General features: G+C 42.4%; 14 protein-coding genes and 1 tRNA gene. 5 read left to right on the top strand and 10 right to left on the bottom strand.

Going from position 1 to position 17,950, the window contains the following annotated elements; all coding sequences use genetic code 11:
• Positions 1-765: 765 nt before the first annotated feature.
• From P2W82_RS13055 to P2W82_RS13035, 5 genes are all read right to left on the bottom strand, one after another.
• Positions 766-854 (bottom strand) — tRNA-Ser (locus P2W82_RS13055).
• Positions 855-913: 59 nt separating this feature from the next.
• Positions 914-1,189, bottom strand: coding sequence for an acylphosphatase (locus P2W82_RS13050; protein ID WP_336516336.1), 276 nt, complete (start codon positions 1,187-1,189; stop codon positions 914-916).
• Positions 1,190-1,243: 54 nt separating this feature from the next.
• Positions 1,244-2,677 (bottom strand): chromosomal replication initiator protein DnaA, encoded by a 1,434-nt coding sequence (dnaA, locus tag P2W82_RS13045; protein WP_336516335.1) that lies wholly within the window; start codon positions 2,675-2,677, stop codon positions 1,244-1,246.
• A gap of 323 nt (positions 2,678-3,000) precedes the next feature.
• Positions 3,001-3,939, bottom strand: a complete 939-nt coding sequence (locus tag P2W82_RS13040; RefSeq protein WP_336516334.1) for a bifunctional metallophosphatase/5'-nucleotidase — start codon at positions 3,937-3,939, stop codon at positions 3,001-3,003.
• On the bottom strand, positions 3,929-4,678 hold the full coding sequence (locus tag P2W82_RS13035; RefSeq protein ID WP_336516333.1) for a 5'-nucleotidase: 750 nt from the start codon (positions 4,676-4,678) through the stop codon (positions 3,929-3,931). Before P2W82_RS13035 ends, P2W82_RS13040 begins: the two co-directional genes overlap by 11 nt.
• 116 nt (positions 4,679-4,794) lie before the next feature.
• Here P2W82_RS13035 and P2W82_RS13030 point away from each other — a divergent pair, with 116 nt between their 5' ends.
• From P2W82_RS13030 to P2W82_RS13010, 5 genes are all read left to right on the top strand, one after another.
• Complete coding sequence (locus P2W82_RS13030; protein ID WP_336516332.1) at positions 4,795-5,175, top strand: DUF3127 domain-containing protein; 381 nt, start codon at positions 4,795-4,797, stop codon at positions 5,173-5,175.
• Positions 5,176-6,792, top strand: coding sequence for an NAD(P)/FAD-dependent oxidoreductase (locus P2W82_RS13025; RefSeq protein WP_336516331.1), 1,617 nt, complete (start codon positions 5,176-5,178; stop codon positions 6,790-6,792). It begins immediately after the preceding gene.
• A gap of 186 nt (positions 6,793-6,978) precedes the next feature.
• The gene (locus P2W82_RS13020; protein WP_336516330.1) at positions 6,979-7,920 is read left to right on the top strand and encodes an ABC transporter ATP-binding protein; all 942 of its coding nucleotides are present in this window, start codon (positions 6,979-6,981) and stop codon (positions 7,918-7,920) included.
• A gap of 29 nt (positions 7,921-7,949) precedes the next feature.
• Complete coding sequence (locus tag P2W82_RS13015; protein ID WP_336516329.1) at positions 7,950-9,275, top strand: ABC transporter permease; 1,326 nt, start codon at positions 7,950-7,952, stop codon at positions 9,273-9,275.
• Positions 9,276-9,693: 418 nt separating this feature from the next.
• Positions 9,694-11,514: an ABC transporter ATP-binding protein gene (locus P2W82_RS13010; RefSeq protein ID WP_336516328.1), complete on the top strand. Its 1,821-nt coding sequence runs from the start codon at positions 9,694-9,696 to the stop codon at positions 11,512-11,514.
• Between the two features lie 9 nt (positions 11,515-11,523).
• Here P2W82_RS13010 and P2W82_RS13005 read toward each other — a convergent pair whose 3' ends face one another.
• From P2W82_RS13005 to P2W82_RS12985, 5 genes are all read right to left on the bottom strand, one after another.
• Positions 11,524-11,991, bottom strand: a complete 468-nt coding sequence (locus tag P2W82_RS13005) for a DUF2721 domain-containing protein (RefSeq protein ID WP_336516327.1) — start codon at positions 11,989-11,991, stop codon at positions 11,524-11,526.
• A 374-nt stretch (positions 11,992-12,365) separates the two neighbouring features.
• Positions 12,366-12,920, bottom strand: a complete 555-nt coding sequence (locus P2W82_RS13000) for a hypothetical protein (protein WP_336516326.1) — start codon at positions 12,918-12,920, stop codon at positions 12,366-12,368.
• A 12-nt stretch (positions 12,921-12,932) separates the two neighbouring features.
• A complete protein-coding gene (locus P2W82_RS12995; protein ID WP_336516325.1) occupies positions 12,933-15,344 on the bottom strand; it encodes a TonB-dependent receptor in 2,412 nt (803 codons plus the stop codon).
• Between the two features lie 82 nt (positions 15,345-15,426).
• Positions 15,427-17,307 (bottom strand): tetratricopeptide repeat-containing sensor histidine kinase, encoded by a 1,881-nt coding sequence (locus P2W82_RS12990; protein WP_336516324.1) that lies wholly within the window; start codon positions 17,305-17,307, stop codon positions 15,427-15,429.
• Complete coding sequence (locus P2W82_RS12985; RefSeq protein ID WP_336516323.1) at positions 17,300-17,950, bottom strand: response regulator transcription factor; 651 nt, start codon at positions 17,948-17,950, stop codon at positions 17,300-17,302. Before P2W82_RS12985 ends, P2W82_RS12990 begins: the two co-directional genes overlap by 8 nt.

Genomic DNA, 17,950 nt, shown 5'->3' with positions numbered 1-17,950 from the left:
TTTCACTAATTATAAAAAAACCTTCGCATTTCTGCGAAGGCTCTTACTTTTCCTGCGGTGAGGGAGGGATTCGATCCGCCGCGGCGGAACAGTTTAAACACGTTTCACTAATTATAAAAAAACCTTCGCATTTCTGCGAAGGCTCTTACTTTTCCTGCGGTGAGGGAGGGATTCGATCCGCCGCGGCGGGAACAGTTTAAACACGTTTCACTATTTATAAAAAAACCTTCGCATTTCTGCGAAGGCTTTTACTTTTCCTGCGGTGAGGGAGGGATTCGATCCGCCGCGGCGGAACAGTTTAACCCGTTTCAATAATTATAAAAAAACCTTCGCATTTCTGCGAAGGCTCTTACTTTTCCTGCGGTGAGCAAGGGATTCGATCCGCCGCGGCGGAACAGTTTAACCCGTTTCACTAATTATAAAAAAACCTTCGCATTTCTGCGAAGGCTCTTACTTTTCCTGCGGTGAGGGAGAGATTCCATCCGCCGCGGCGGAACAGTTTAACCCGTTTCAATAATTATAAAAAAACCTTCGCATTTCTGCGAAGGCTCATATTTTTCCTGCGGTGAGGGAGGGATTCGATCCGCCGCGGCGGAACAGTTTAACCCGTTTCACTAATTATAAAAAAACCTTCGCATTTCTGTGGAGGCTCTTACTTTTCCTGCGGTGAGGGAGGGATTCGATCCGCCGCGGCGGAACAGTTTAACCCGTTTCACTAATTATAAAAAAACCTTCGCATTTCTGCGAAGGCTCTTACTTTTCCTGCGGTGAGGGAGGGATTCGAACCCTCGGTACAGTTTAACCCGTACGGCAGTTTAGCAAACTGCTGATTTCAGCCACTCATCCACCTCACCGGAATCACGTGCTTTTTAAGGGAGGGCAAAAATAGTAAACCAACCCCCAAATGCCAAAACTAATTGTCCCTTTCAATCCGGAAATCAGTATACCCGGGATCCGTAGCCATCCGCGTTTCCAGCAGCTCGATCCTGGCGGCCGAAGGCCCCTTCCTGTTCCAGGCGATAAATCGCTCCATCTGCTCTTCTGTTCCGGTGGCGATCATCCAAACGCGACCATCCCTGAGATTCTTAACCCTCCCGGTAAGACCCAAACTATCCGCAACTTCTTTTGCAGAAGCCCGGTAGTACACCCCCTGTACCTTACCGCTGAAAATAATCTCTTTTGTTACCATAAAAAAAATCCTGCTTTCGCAGGATTAAACTTTATACGTTCAACTTTAAACTTTCTACATGGCCGCCAGCTGAACCTTCTGCTGCAATTCAATCACACTCTCCCTGAACAGACTGTCCGTATCCATCAGGTCCTTTACAGTCTGACAGGAATGGATAACCGTAGTATGATCCCTTCCGCCAAAATGTTCGCCGATGGTTTTTAACGAATTCTTTGTAAATATTTTTGCGAGATACATCGTGATCTGACGAGCCTGCACGATTTCACGCTTGCGCGTTTTCTGCAAAAGCTTATCATAGCTCACATCAAAGAACTCACACACCATTTTCTGGATGGTTTCGATCGTGATTTCCTTGGATGAAGTCTTCACAAAGTTACGGAGTACCTTCTTAGCCAAGTCGAGGTCAATTTCACGTTTATTGAGCGAAGACTGTGCCAAAAGCGATATCAGCGCACCTTCTAATTCGCGGATATTACTCTGAATATTATAGGCAATGTATTTCACCACTTCACGTGGCATTTCCAGCCCGTCGTTCTTCATCTTTTTTTCTAATATATCGATGCGCGTTTCGTAATCCGGAGTCTGCAGATCTGCACTAAGTCCCCAGCGAAAACGGCTCAACAATCTCTCCTGTACACCTTCCAGGTCTTTTGGAGGTTTATCAGAACTCAATATCAGCTGTTTACCGGATTGATGAAGATGGTTGAAAATCGCAAACAAGGCGTCCTGTGATTTTTCAGCCCGATTGAAGAACTGTACATCATCAATGATTAACACATCGATCAGCTGATAAAAATGGATGAAATCATTTATCGCGTTATTACGACTATGATCCTGGAATTGATTAATGAATTTTTCAGAAGAAACATACAACACCACTTTATTCTGGTGAAGCCTCTTTACCTCATTGCCTACAGCTTGTGCCAGGTGAGTCTTACCCAGACCAACACCACCATAAATTACGAGTGGATTAAAAGAAGTAGCTCCTGGTTTTTCAGCAACTGTTTTTCCTGCCCGACGTGCAACTCGGTTACAGTCACCTTCAACAAAAGAATCAAAAGTATAAATCGGATTCAATTGAGAATCGATCTGCATCTTCCGAAGACCAGGAATGACAAAAGGATTTTTCACTGGGTTGTTTATGACAAGGGGAAAATCCATTTCATTATTCGAAAAGGTTTTTATACCATGTCCGGAAATATCCATTGTAAGTGGCTTGTTTTTCTCATTGCCACTGTCAACCATTATTCTATATTCCAACCTGGCGTCTTTTCCCAATTCTCTCTTCAAAGTCTTTGCCAGTAAATTCACATAGTGCTCTTCCAGGTATTCATAAAAAAATTGACTGGGTACCTGGATGGTTAGAATTTTTTCTTTAAGGGCGACGGGCTTGATTGGTTCAAACCATGTTTTGAAATGTTGCCACTCCACAATATCTTTTATTATAGCGAGACAACTATTCCATACTTTATCATGCGCTTTCTCCATTAGTCCTTAAGCAAATTTTTAAAGGATTCTTTAATTCATCTATTAGTCTTTCCAAAGGAATTGCGCACAAATCCAACTACTCAGGGTTAATGCAAACAAAAAAGGATCAGGAGGCAGCGTTTGAAAAATCTTGTAAACTCAATATTTTGTCTTATAAACTTTAATTATCATTTAGACCTTTATATTGATAGTCACATCTTTTCCTGTATTGTCTCAAAGTAAAAAAAAAATCTGATTTATTTTTTTTGTTCTCACTAAAAAAAGAGCCGTTTTTTTTCAAAAGGGTAGCGAATATAGAATCTGTAAAACGAAAAAAAAATTTTTTATTCTCCTTCTTTCTTTCCTACCGAAAGTGATTGATTATTATCTAAATTTTGACCTCTGGAACGGGAAAAACTGTAGTCTAATCTACCAAGCTTAATACCTGCCCAACCGACCTGATTCACCAGAATTTTTTTTCCGGCCTTATTCTGATACTCCCTGGGTGCTTCAAAAAAACGATGCGTATGACCGCCCAGTATCAGATCAATGTTCTCCGTTTCTTTTGCCATTATTTCATCACTCACTTTATTATCTGCATATCTGTCACCCAAATGGGAAAGACAAATAACAAAATCGCATTTCTTGTCTTTCTTTAAGTAATGTGCAGTTCTATTTACTTCCATAATCGGATCCAGGTATTTCGTTTTTCCATATAGTTTATCAGGCACTAGTCCGGCTAACTCTATTCCAACTCCGGTAATTCCAATGTCCAGCCCACCCTTTTTAATAATATGATATGGTACATAGGAATGTTCCATCACAGTTTCACGGAAATCATAGTTGCAAATGACAACAGGAAATTTTGCATGGGTTCTGATCTTGGTGTGAAAATTTTCCAGACCTGCATCAAAATCATGATTGCCCATGGTACATGCTTCATAACCCATCATCTGCATCGCTTTTATTTCAGGTTCACCATCGAACATATTAAAATAAGGAGTACCCTGGAAGATATCACCTGAGTCGAGTAATAATACTTCATTCCCCTCATTCCTGATTTTATTGATCAATGCCGCCCTGGGAGCAACACCGGCCTTACCTGCATTGGCTGATCCATCCATAGGAAATGATTCAAGCCTGCTATGAACATCATTAGTATGAAGGATGGTTAGCTTTTTCACTTCATCATTTGCATCAGATGCAAACACCACGGGGTTTGCAGCCAGCAAAGCTGCCATACCCAGTCCCGTCTCCCTTATAAATTTCCTTCTAGTTTGCACTCGTAATTCTTTTATCGTCAGGAATTTTTATCGGCTGATTTCTTGATGTGAACTCTGCTATATAATCTAGTATCGCATTCCTGAGCAGGTAACCCGTCCTCTCCTTTTTAAGATCTTTCAACCCGTAGAAATTTCCACCGCCATTAACGACATAATCGGAATTGACCATGATATATCTTGCGGTAGTATCCAATGGTTTACCATTAATGGTTATATTGATCGCTTTTTTATCTGCGATCTGAAATTTTATTCCTGCAACACCACCACCGCGATCACCCGCAATGGCATCAAGATATTCCCTCAAAATATTTCCAGGAACTTCAAGGATATACATCTCATTATCAAAAGGCATCACTTCATAAATTTTTCCACGCTTCACAGGGCCCGCTGGAATCGATCCTAAACGTATACCACCAATGTTCATAAAACTGATGGCAGCATTCGGATTAAATTTTTGTTTAGCCATCGTGAGATATGCATCTGCGATAAAATTCCCAAGTGTTCCATCAGGTGTACTATTTTTTAATGTGCTGTCGAGGGTTCCTACCACTTTATCCATCAACTTTGCCACACTGTCTTTATATGGCTGTAGAAAGTCCTGAAGATTTTTACTGCCCGAGTCTTTTACATTGATATTATATCCTGAATAATCAACCTTTTGTGGTACATACTGACGTTGACATGCACCCAGTACAATGCAAACCGCAATGGAAAAAAATAATCTCCTGTAAATAGACATGGTGGATCAGAACGTGAGCTTTGGAAGGTAAATGAATTCCCCCGAAAAAAAGAAGTTTTTTATGCTAATCTTGCTAAATTATAATTAATAACTTTGAGACTTAATTAAGTACGATTATGGGATTTGAAGTTACCGGAAAATTGGTTGCGAAATTTGATACGGTTCAGAAAACAGAGACTTTCAAAACAAGAGAATTTGTAATAGAAACAAGTGAAGATATTGGTGGCAGAACAGTTACCAACTTTATAAAATTTCAAACTACGCAGGATCGCACATCTATCGTCGATCGTGCGCAGGTAGGTGAAACAGTGAAAGTGCATTTTAATCTTCGCGGTACCAAATGGGAGAAAAACGGACAGACAAGTTATTTTACCAACCTGGATGCATGGCGCATTGAGTCCGTGAACCTGCAACAGTCATCATCTGCCAATACAATGCCCGCATTTGAATCCGACGCTGGCTTTAGTACAGATGCCGCAGATGATCTGCCGTTCTAGATGCAAAAAAAAATTTCTTTTCAACTTCTTCCTGATGAAGCAGCAAGTGACCATGCCATAAAAGAATGGATTGCAAACCTGTGTGCTGTTCCATTGGATGATGTGAAAGGCTTTCGGCTACAAAAAAAATCTATTGACGCCCGTTCGCGGCAGGTTAAGGTCAATCTTACACTAACTGCATTTATCAATGAGCCGGTACAGGAGTTTCAACCTGCTGAAATTCATTTTCCTTTACTGAAAAAAAATGCAAGTCGTGTCTTAATTATTGGTTCCGGACCAGCAGGAATGTTTGCGGCGCTCGAGTTATTGCAACAGGGGATCAAACCGATCATACTTGAAAGAGGAAAAGATGTGCGTGAAAGACGCCGTGATCTCGCCCGGCTGAACAAGGAAGGAATTATTAATGAAGATAGTAATTACTGCTTCGGTGAAGGCGGAGCCGGTACTTACAGCGATGGTAAATTATACACGCGAAGCACCAAACGCGGTGATATCAATCGCGTGCTGGAATTGTTTGTGCATTTTGGTGCAGACAACAATATCCTTTTCGAATCTCATCCGCATATCGGCACGAATAAGTTACCCGGTATCATCAGCGCAATGCGCGGACAAATCATTGCAGCAGGCGGTGAAATTTATTTCGAAAAAAAGTTTACCGGATTCGCCAAGAATAATAACTCGATTATAGCAGCATTGACTCAGGATGGCGATAAATTCAATGCGGAAGCATTTATACTTGCAACGGGACATTCTGCACGGGATATTTTTTATTTATTGCAGAAAGAAAATATTCTCATTGAATCAAAACCTTTTGCTCTCGGTGTCCGTGCTGAACATCCACAGTCATTAATTGATAGTATACAATATCATTGTAATCGATCAATCGGAAGACCGGGGTCCTTACCAGCAGCAAGCTATCAACTCGTGGAACAGGTCTCCGACAAAGGAGTTTTTTCGTTTTGCATGTGTCCGGGAGGGATAATTGCGACAGCCTCCACTTCGAACAACGAGCTCGTGGTAAATGGCTGGAGTCCTTCAAAGCGAAATAATCCATTTGCAAATTCAGGAATTGTTGTACAGATTGAGTTGAAAGACGCAATGACGATGCTGAGGGATCTTAAGTGGAACAATCAACAGATCATACCAGATGAAAACGATCCATTATTAATGATGCATCTGCAACGGATCGTTGAGCAAAAAGCTTTTGCAGCTGGTGGTGGATCTTTCGTAGCACCGGCGCAAAGAATGGTTGATTTTTCGGAGGGAAAAATTTCTTCATCGTTACCGGAATGTTCTTATATACCAGGCATTCATTCTTCAGGGTTAAATGCCGTGTTACCAGATTTTGTTGCACGTCGCTTACAACGCGGCTTCCAGGAATTCGGGAAAAAAATGAAAGGTTACTATTCTAATGAAGCAATTGTTGTAGCCACCGAAAGCCGCACATCATCACCGGTAAGAATACCAAGAGATGCAGGAACGCTTTTGCACCCGCAATTCAAAAATCTTTACCCATGCGGAGAAGGTGCCGGTTATGCAGGAGGAATTGTAAGCGCTGCCATGGATGGACAGAAAGTAGCCCGGGCAATCAAAGAAAAAATTGCGGCAAAACTGTAATGTTCTGTACTGTTTTGCTACTAACGTTTCAGTCCAAACAAATATTCGTGGAATAATGTGGCGGTTAAACAATAAACAGGCCTAAATCCCATTAAGCCAGTAGCGATTTCATATACTAATTTGGTATTCTGTTTCTAACTGTTTCAACTTAAGTATCTTCAACCCTCATTATTATAAAGGCTTTACATGCAGAATATTCTGGAAGTCAGTCACCTGAAAAAATATTTCGCCACGCAGAAAGCAGTGGACGATATCAGTTTCAGCATTGGTAAAGGTTCGATCTTCGGATTGCTCGGACCTAACGGCGCCGGCAAAACGACCCTGCTTCGTATGATCACTGGCATCTTCTACCCGGACGAAGGAGAAATATTTTTCGATGGCAAAAAGTTCGATCCCCTGAATGATGTAACCCGCATAGGTTATATGCCCGAGGAGCGCGGGCTTTATAAAAAGATGAAAATCGGCGAACAGGCTCTGTACCTGGCGAGGTTAAAAGGACTTTCAAAATCCGAAGCCACTGCCAGGATTAAAGATTGGTTCATTCGTCTGCAGATGGAAACCTGGTGGAATAAGAAAGTAGAGGACCTGAGTAAAGGTATGAGCCAGAAACTCCAGTTTGTGACTACGGTATTGCACGATCCGAAAATGATCATCCTTGATGAACCCTTCAGTGGTCTCGATCCCGTAAACGCCAATCTTATTAAAGATGAAATTCATCGTCTTGCTGAAGAAGGTGCAACGATCATTTTCAGTACACATCGTATGGAACAGGTGGAAGAGATCTGTGATCACATCGTACTTGTAAATAAAGGAACCAAGATTCTGGACGGAACAGTAAAGGGAATAAAAAATGAATTCAAGGAAAATCTTTTCCGCATTTCATTTGATGAAAAAGTATTGCCCGAACATACGGCCATTCATCTTTTCCAGGTGGTTGAGAAAAGTGACAATGAACTGGTGATCAAAAAAAATGAAGGCTTTACCAGCAATGATATTCTGGGGTATTTTATTCACAAGGGGCTGACCATTCATGCCTTCAATGAAATACTACCGAGCCTTAATGAAATTTTTATACGCCAGGTGCGCGGTACTCCTGAAGCAAGGCAATTTGAAGCAGTACAAAACTGAAATAACATTTTTAATCTTATCTGCAAGCCATGTCAAAAATAGGACTCATCATACAGCGTGAATATTTTACAAGGGTAAGAAATAAAACTTTTATCCTTTCTACATTCCTGTTACCGATTATGATGATTGTATTCATTTTCGGCTCTGTATTTTTTGCTGTGAAATCAAGAGAAAAACAACGAGTAGCAGTGGTAAATGATCCCGGCTTTTTCAGGCAGAACCTGAAGAGTGATTCTTCTACTGTAGTTTTTGATTTCACTCCGGGTATTGACAGCGCCAACTACACTGAGAAAGGATATGGTGGTATATTGTATCTCGCTTCAGATGGTGGTACACAATATGAATTGATTTCAAAAAAACAATTCGGCCTTGAATCAAAAGGATATATAGAGCGCCAGTTGAACAAAGCGATTGAAAGTCATTTGCTGCAGCAGCGTGGTATTGAAAAATCAACGCTTGATTCTATTACAAAAGCAAGTGGGAAAGCAGTTTCGTTAAAAAACAAAGTGACTGATTCCGATGGAAAAAGCAAACAGGCAAATGCTGGTCTTGCTTACGGGATAGGCTTCGGAAGTGGTATTCTTATTTATATAACGATGTTCATTTTTGGAGCTATGGTGATGCGTGGTGTTGCAGAAGAAAAAATGAACAGGATCGCTGAAGTGATTGTGTCTTCCTGTAAACCATTTGAATTGATGCTCGGAAAAATCATTGGTATTGCGGGAGTGGGGTTGACACAGTTCATGCTCTGGATCGTGTTGATTTTTGTATTGATGACAACCCTGCAATTTTTCCTTCCGCATGAAACCATGCAACAGGTGCAGGAGGTCCAACAGAGCCAGCAACAGCTTCCTGGTGGACCAAATAATTCAATGGCATTGAAAATCCTGGAAGCAAAGACACAATTTGTTGAAGGCGTTAACTGGCCTTTGATCATTTTCTGTTTCCTGTTTTATTTCCTCGGCGGATACCTTTTTTATGCTTCATTGTTCGCTGCCATTGGCAGCGTGATCAATGAAGATCCTCAGGAAGCACAGGCATTAATGCTACCGATAACAATGCCGATTATTTTTGCATTTATCATATTGACAAGTAGTCTCAGCAATCCCAATAGTCCCGTCGCTGTCTGGGCAAGCATCATACCTTTTACTTCACCCATTGTGATGATGGGACGAATACCTTTCGGTGTACCGGATACTGTGCCTTACTGGCAGTTGGGCTTGTCAATGGTAACCTTGATCGGCGGATTTCTTTTCACAACCTGGTTTGCCGGAAAGGTTTATCGTACAGGCATACTGATGTATGGAAAGAAATCTTCCTGGAAAGAAATGATGCGCTGGGCGATGAAGAAGTAGTCGGGTGACTAAAGCCCGGGAGCACGCAGAGGAAATAGCAGCACAAAAGACTTAAGCCAAAAGCCTGAAGCAAAAAGTACTTAGCCGGAAGCTGGAGAATGTTTCAGAAAATTAAACAGGCAGTTATTAATCAGCCTCATCGACATCATTGGTACAACTGACAACTTTCTGAGGAAAGAGAATACAGGAAAAATCGAGACGTTGTCCATTTCATCATCAGCAATTCACCAGTCTGATCACTAACAGCCTGCCGGCAGGCAGGCCGACAACTGACAACTCTGCCATTGGCTATTCTTTAATCTCTGCTTTACACCCTGCATCAATCTGCTGCCAGCTGCCCGCTGCCTGATTGTCGCTTTTCAACAAATAGCACCATCTTTGATGTTTCAACTGATTTCACCGAAACGACATCACGGATATGAAGATCCTGCTCCAATATTTAAAGCCTTATAAGTGGCTGATTGTACTCACCCTTACACTGGCCACCATCAATACCGTTTTCTCACTTTTCGATCCGATCCTTTTCGGACGCATTATCAAACTGGCAGAAAATACTATCGACCAACGGTCGAAAGGAATAGATGTCAGCTGGAATTCGTTTATGTGGAGCGCGCTGGTAGTCCTTTTACTCTCCATGGGAACAGCCATGGTGAGCAGGATCGCGAAAAATTTCCAGGACTATTTCGCCAACGTGATCATCCAGAAATTTGGTGCAAAAATCTTCACGGATGGACTTCAGCATGCGATGAAACTCCCCTACCAGGAGTTTGAAGATCAGCGAAGCGGGGAAACATTGAGCATCCTTACAAAAGTGCGGACCGATACGGAAAAGTTCATCAACTACTTCCTGAATGCGCTCTTTGCCATTGTGATCGGGATATTATTCGTATTTGTTTATGCTTCCATTTTCATACACTGGACGGTTCCTATCGCTTATGTTTTTGGTATTGCCTTCCTGACATTCCTGACCAACGTACTCAGCAAAAAAATCAGAACAATCCAGAAAGTGATCGTTGGAAAAACAACAGCATTGGCTGGGTCAACCACGGAGAGTTTACGCAATATTGAACTCGTAAAAAGTCTTGGTTTGACCCGCCAGGAAGTGGAACGGCTGAACAACAACACATATAAGATCCTTGGTCTAGAACTGACAAAGGTAAAACGTATCCGCAGCATCAGCTTTCTTCAGGGTACAATGGTAAATACACTCAGGCAGATCATTTTGTTCCTGTTGATGTGGCTGATTTTCAGAAATGAAATCAAACCGCATGAACTCGTTACCATGCAGTTCTTCAGCTTTTTCATTTTTGGTCCGCTACAGGAAATCGGAAACATCCTTCTTTCCTATCGCGAAGCAGAAGCATCGATTGAAAACTATCATAAGCTGATGCAGAAAAAACCGGAACGTACGCCAGCACAACCTGTGCCGCTGGGTACCATTGCCTCTCTTGAATTTCAGAATGTTGGATTTCAGCACGTGACGGCCTCACAAAGGGCAATCGACGATATCAGTTTCAAAGTACAACCAGGTGAAACCATCGCCTTTGTCGGCCCATCGGGTTCCGGTAAATCTACGTTGATGAAATTGCTGGTTGGTTTGTACAGGCCACAACAGGGACGCATACTCTATAATGGACAGGATGAGAATGCCATCAATTTTGATGATCTGCGCAAACAAATCGGTTTTGTTACCCAGGATACACAACTCTTTGCCGGAACCATTCGCGAAAATTTAATGTTTGTAAATCCTGAGGCATCCGAAGAAGATCTGATAGATGCACTTCATAAAGCTTCCTGCGATAACCTGCTTATGCGGGCAGACAAAGGAATCGAGACAGTCATTGGTGAAGGCGGATTGAAATTATCCGGTGGAGAGAAACAACGTCTGTCCATTGCCCGGGCATTGTTACGCAAACCACGCATACTTCTATTTGATGAAGCGACATCTGCACTTGACTCACTTACTGAGGAAGAAATAACGGAAACAATTAAAGAGATTTCTGCTTCCAGTGAAAGAATCACGATACTGATTGCGCATCGTCTTTCAACGATCATGCACGCAGACAGGATTTATGTATTGGAACAAGGCGAAGTGGTAGAAACCGGTGATCACGAAAAATTGTTGCAGGAAAAAGGTTTGTACTATGCCATGTGGCGTCAGCAGATTGGTGAAAGAAAAAAGATGGCTGCTGTTACAGTCAGCGAAAACATTAAACCGGATCTGCACGCAGCATCGTAACAAATTTCATTACTCAGTTTTCTTCTCAGCGTCGTCATCATTCTTGAACCGAAGAAATTTCTGAAGAAAATTTTCATCGGTCAACTCCTCAACATCACTGAGCAGATGCTCCAATGCATTTGTACTGATCCATATTTCAGCAAGGGAAACGAGCAATGAAACCAGCAGGCTGATCAGGCTCAATGCAAAAATGAAATTGGCAGCCATCAGCCAACCATTATAGATAGAATACATACAGGCGACACAAAGAAGAAAGCTGAACACTCCGGCGCCCTGCATGAAACGAATATATTTCAAACGCTTTCTTAGGCTTTTTAGTTGAAGAAGCAAACCTTCCTGATGTTCTCTTTTCTCCTTATAGTCATCATGCAGTTTCCTGACAAGATTTGCTATCGCGAGAAAACGGTTGGTATATGCAAGAAGTAATAAACTAATCGCCGGAAACAACAATGCCGGAGTATTGATGGAGATTTCCATTGTTTAAATGTACGGTTACAAACAGAATGTTCCTACTGGAACATGAACCTTACCTCTGGTCGCAATTAAAGATGCATTTGGCTTGAGAACAATCGACCCCTGGCTGAAGCCAGGGGCTATTGAAAACGAATCCGACATTCCATGTTCTTAAAATTAAGCAGCATTCAGCCTTTGCTTAAGCTACCTACAACCTAACACTTATCACCTCTGATAACTTCGCTTCTTGCTCCAAACAAAATGTTACCACCGGAATTTGAACATTACCTCTGGTCGCACTTTAAGATGCATTTGGCTTACGCATAGGTTCACGCATAACTTAACACTTACAACCTGAAACCTCAACCTCTTTAATATTAATATTTGCCACTCACTACTCACTTAACGACCGCCGGGAAATTCACCTCAACATCCGTTTCACCAATGGTTATATCATCATTGGCTGTTTTGATGCCTCCGGGTTTATGCTTTAAGGTTATTTTCATGAAACCTTCGGTAGCCGGCGCTGTTGTCCAGGTAGAAGTGTTACCCAGAGGATAGTTTTTATTGTCGGTATTGAGATTCTGAACGATAATGCTGACACCTGTCGGCTGATAATAAAACTGATGTGAGGTTCCTTCAGCAACGACTTCAGGAGTAATGTCTACAGCCGGGGTTCTGCTTTCATCCAACACTTGTAAAGAGCAGTTATAGGAAGAACCCGCATCCACTTTAATTGTATCAAACCTGACCGGGGGATTTCCGCCACTGCCATCCGGGTCGCTGAACTCAAATACTATCGGCGTTGTGCTGCCAGATTTATAAAGTGAAACTCTCAGCGTTGTGATCAGTTCTTCCTCATTACCTGGCTGATCATTGCTTTTGTTACAGGATGAAAAAACAAGACCCGCAACGATGACTGATGCTGTTAACCGGCTAAAAGATTTTTTCATGGTAATTAAGTTTTATGAGGTTTTTTTACGCTGAAATTCAAACGGAACTTTTACCCGCAATGAAATATTAGTACCGGTTTCATCACTGAAATACCGGAATGCGTTCATATAATCACGATACTTTGCATTCAGAAGATTAGTTACACCAAGAATAAAACTCACCGGCCTTCCACCCAATACCAAATCTGTTCCTGTTTCAATATTCATCAGGAAATATGCATCCGGTGGCGGCAGATAATCTGATTCCATAGTGATACTGCCATCGGGGTGTTTCACTTCAATGTTCCCGGTTTCGGGTACGCGTGATTGTTTGGCAACATACATTCCGCCAATCCTGATATACGATTGTTTCCATTTTCTGGAATCGCTAAATTGGTATTCAAGCGCCAGCTCGCCACGATCCGGCGGCATCTGTATCAACCAGTCGTCTGCTTTTTTATCCCAGGCCCTGAGGATGGAGATTTTTGTACTTGCCTGGAAGTGATTCGCAAAAAGATACGATGCAGACAAGTCAAAGCCGGTAAGCCGGGCATCTGTTTGCTCAAACTTAAAAGTAGGGAACGCGCCCCTGATGGTTAGTTCCGGCGGATAAGTTGGCTTCAGGTATATAAAATCTGTAATCTGCTTCAGGTAAAATCCCGCATCGACGTTCCACCCGCCTCCGGAATACTGAACCGCGCCAAGTACACTGTTTGCACGTTCCGGCTGAAGATTCAGATTTCCTTTTTCAATTCTTGCCGCGCCATGATGCAGACCGTCGCTATATATCTCATTGATCTGGGGCGAACGCCATGCAGTTCCGATAGTGACTGAAAGACGAAGTCCTTCAGTCCATTTCCAGGTTACACCGGTGTTACCTGAAAAACCATGAAAATTTCTTGAACCATAAGGTATCCCCGGCGCGATTTCATTTCCTGTGAGCTGATCGAAAGGCGATTGATCATTATCGTGAATCTGGTACAGCCCTTTCAGATCATAACGTACACCCGCTTCTAACTGCCATTTCTTCCAGGTAAGTTTTTCAGCTGCGAATACTCCCGTGTTCCAGGATTTGTAATTTGGAATAAAGTACCTGTAATCGTAAGAATTCTGTTGATACATGCCTGTTGCACCAATGCTACCGCGTAAATATTTGCCGGCATAATGGTCCCAGACAAGATCCGCCATTGCCGTTAATAAGCGAAGTTCCAGTTGCGGCGACGAACGGCTGGTTCTGACGATGTCATATTCCTGTCTTCGGTTATACTGACCCGATAGCACGAGATTGAGCCTGCTGTTTTCTCCTGTATTGAGATAAGCTTTTATTTTACCTAACTGGTGCTGAACCTGCTGATAGGGCCTTCCTATAACATAGCTGAAATCCGCATTCTTAATATAGTCAGGTGGTTCCTTGCTATTAATTGCATTGATAAGATCCGTGACATTACCGATGTGAGCACCCGAAAATATTCCCAGCTTAGTATTAAATATGCTATAAAAGGCTTCCACTCCTTTAGTCTGATAACGCCAACCGACTGTCGCCGAACCGTTATATTCACTGACTCCTGAATTAGCGAGCCAATAGTCCGGAGTTTTTGCATTTCCTCCGCGTTTTGCAGTTCCCTGTAAACGCCATGCAAACGCAGGATGGCGACTGCTATTCCCTTCCAGCATTCCGGACAACACGCCTTGTAAATTATTCGAAAACATCGCTGCATTCATTTCACCACTTACCCCTGGTACATAGCGAAGCAATTTTGGTTCAACCAGAACAACACCACCAATGGCATCACCTCCGTAGCGAATAGACGAAGCACCTTTAATTACGGTTATCCGGTTTGCGATATAGGGATCAATCTCAGGAGCATGTTCGCTGCCCCACTGCTGGCCTTCCTGCCGGATACCATTATTCAGTATCAGCACCCTGTTGCTGTGAAGACCATGAATAACCGGCTTATAAATATTGGATCCGGTCTGGAGAGCTGTTACACCTGACACCTGTTTCAACGCCTCACCAAGACTCAAGCCTTTTAAGGATTCAAGAGCCCTCCCTTTCAACTCCTCTGCCATTCCGGGCGGTGTTGCCTTAGCGCCACTGACGATCATCACTTCAGCCAGCTGACCTACTTTGTGTGGCATCTGCACATCATGACGCTCATCTTCTTTTAAATGAATATGAAAACTGGTAGGATTACAATCAATATGTGTGATCTCGATGGTATAATTCCCCGGGCATAATCCGGAAAATCGAAATTCACCCGTGGTATCTGTGGTTGTAGTAAGTGCAAGTTCCCTGATGGTCACGCTGGCACCATCCAGTTTTTCCCTGGTATCAGAATCAGTGATTCTGCCTCCGAGGCTAAGCAAACATTGGGAATGTGCGGTTCCCACTGAGAACATCAGGAAAAGAAATAAAAGAAAATACTTGCTCTGACTACCGCCCATCAGCTTTATTTGACAGGGCCAAAACTAGGGAAAAAAAGCAATTTTGCAATACTGTTGCAAAAATTTGACATTCTTTTCGATTTCAGGCAGGCAATGTCACCGTAAAGGTTGATCCCACTCCTGGCTCGCTGATACAGGAAATTGTTCCATTGAGCTCGGTGAGTATTCTTTTTACAATCGACAAGCCCAGACCCGTTGAAGTTTCTCCCTCAGTGGAAGAAGTAGAGACCTTACTGTATTTGGAGAAGAGATTTTTGAGCTCTGAAGGCGGAATCCCCTGCCCTTCATCTCTGAAAATAATCTGAAGTCCATCGGTTTCTTTCTTAAGGGAAACAAAAATCCGTTTTCCGCGATGAGTAAATTTTAAGGCATTGGAAAGAAGATTAGAACATACCCTGCTCAACAATATTTTATCAGTCAGTAATTCTGGAATTCTGTTGGGGTGATCAAAATGTATCGCTATCTCTTTGTTTTCTGCCGCCGGCTTATAATCGCTGATGACTTCTTCGACAAGTTCAGGGATATTTGTTTTTTCCAGGCGAATGACCTGACTATTGGTTTCCGCTCTTTCAACATCAAGGATATTCCTGATCAAAGTCAGTCCGTTTTCAACGGAAGACTTTATCCGGTCCATCGCCTTTACCTGGTTGTCAGACTTTCCATTTTTCTCGGACTCCATCAGCTGAACCCACATTTTAATACTGGAGAACGGTGTATTCAAATCATGTGATACCACACTGATCAAAGAGTTTTTTTCTGAATTCAATTCTGCCAACCTTGAATTCTGTTCCTGGATGAGCTTGTTATTCGCTTCCAGCTTTTTATTCTTTGTACGGATCAAATAGGAAAAAACAGCTGTCACAACGGCAAGTAATCCAACACCTGCAAACGCGATCATCATGTTTCGCGCCCGCAGTTTACCGGCTTCAAGTTCCGTCGTCAGCAGTCTATTTTCCTGAGCTCTTTGCCTGGCATGAAACTTTTCCTCCATTTCAAGAATGGTATTGCGTGTTTCGGAATTCACAAGCATGGTATCAATCATGTTCCACTTCTCGAGCTCTTCATACGCCACTTTATAATTGTTTACACGGAAAAAGTACTTTGCGAGCACCTGGTGTACATCAGCTTCCTTTCTGTCAGAATGAAGTTCACAAGCAATTCTGTAGGATTCGTCGAGAAATAGTTTTGCGGAATCGAATCTTTGCAACTCAATAAATACGTCAGCCATATTCAGCACATCATACCACAGCATATCTTTGTCACCTGCTTTCAGATTTACCTGGTAATTGATCCTGAAATATTCCAATGCTTTCTTCCATTGCTTCTTTTGAAAAAACGCATTCCCCATATTGTTGCGCATGGTGGTCCTGTCAACTTCCGCATCAGAAAATCCCTTTGAAACGCGCATAGCTTCTTCCAGGTAATAAATTGCGCTGTCGGGTTGATGAAGTTTATTATAGATGCCTCCCAGGTTGGAAAGGTCTATTACAATACTGCTGACCTCTCCCCTTTTCAATGCCATTTTTGCCGTTTCAAGATAGTACTCCTTTGCTTTCGCGGGGTTTTTGAGGTTCATGTACAAATAAGCCAGATCGCTTAATGCACTGGATTCATAAGCTTCCAGTTTTTTCTCCCTGGAAATTTCGAGACAGCGCAGATAATAATTGGTAGCGCTATGGTAGTCCCCTGAAAATTCAGCATGAATTCCTTTAAGTCTTGAAGAAAGCAATTCGCCCTTATAAAACCCGATCCTGGCCGACTCCTTTTCAATCAGGTTGGCATAATATGCGATGGAATCCAGTTGCGACTCATCAAATTCCAGCACACGATCATAAATATGCTTGATAGCATTTGTATCAATCTGTGCTGTAGCAAAAAATGAGATGAGCGTACAATGAAAAGAAAACGCGGTATAAAGAATTATACGTTTAAAGAAACAGTCGTACCTGTGCGATCTAATCATTGATCAATCCGTGGCGTATAGCAAATTTAACCAGTCCCACGGTATTGTTTACTCCCAATTTAGAGATTATGCGTTTGCGATGGGTTTCCACAGTTCCGACACTCAGGAAGAGACGGTCGGCTATCTCAGAATTGCTGAATTCTTTGCAGATCAGCTGGAGTATCTCCTGTTCCCTCCGGGTGAGGATATCATCAATTTTCCTGGAATCAATAATGATCGTATTCCGGGCATCGTCTTCTTTTATATTGATATCGATGTCTTTGGAATAAAATGTACCTCCTTCGTGAACAATTCGTACCGCTTCCAGGAGCTCTTCAATAGAAGCGCTTTTCAGAATATAGCCCTGGATATTATACTTCATCAGTTTATGGATGAAACGGGTTCCACGCATGAGGGTGAGAAAAATGATCTTCATTTTTGGTTTCACTTCGCGTACGCGGATCATCAACTCCTCGGGCTCTGTGTCGGGAAGGTGTACATCCAGCAATAGGATAATGTCTTCATCGAGCGCTGGTAGTGCTTCGAGAAAATGTTTTCCATTCTGGGAACTGCCGGCCACCGAAAATCCGGGATATTTTTCAAGAAGAAGGGTTAATCCCTCCAGGTACATCTCATGGTCTTCAACGATATATATTCTGATCAT

The sequence above is a fragment of the Pollutibacter soli genome (assembly GCA_029269725.1).
Lineage (GTDB): Bacteria > Bacteroidota > Bacteroidia > Chitinophagales > Chitinophagaceae > Pollutibacter > Pollutibacter soli.
This window is presented reverse-complemented; position numbering and strand designations above follow the sequence as displayed.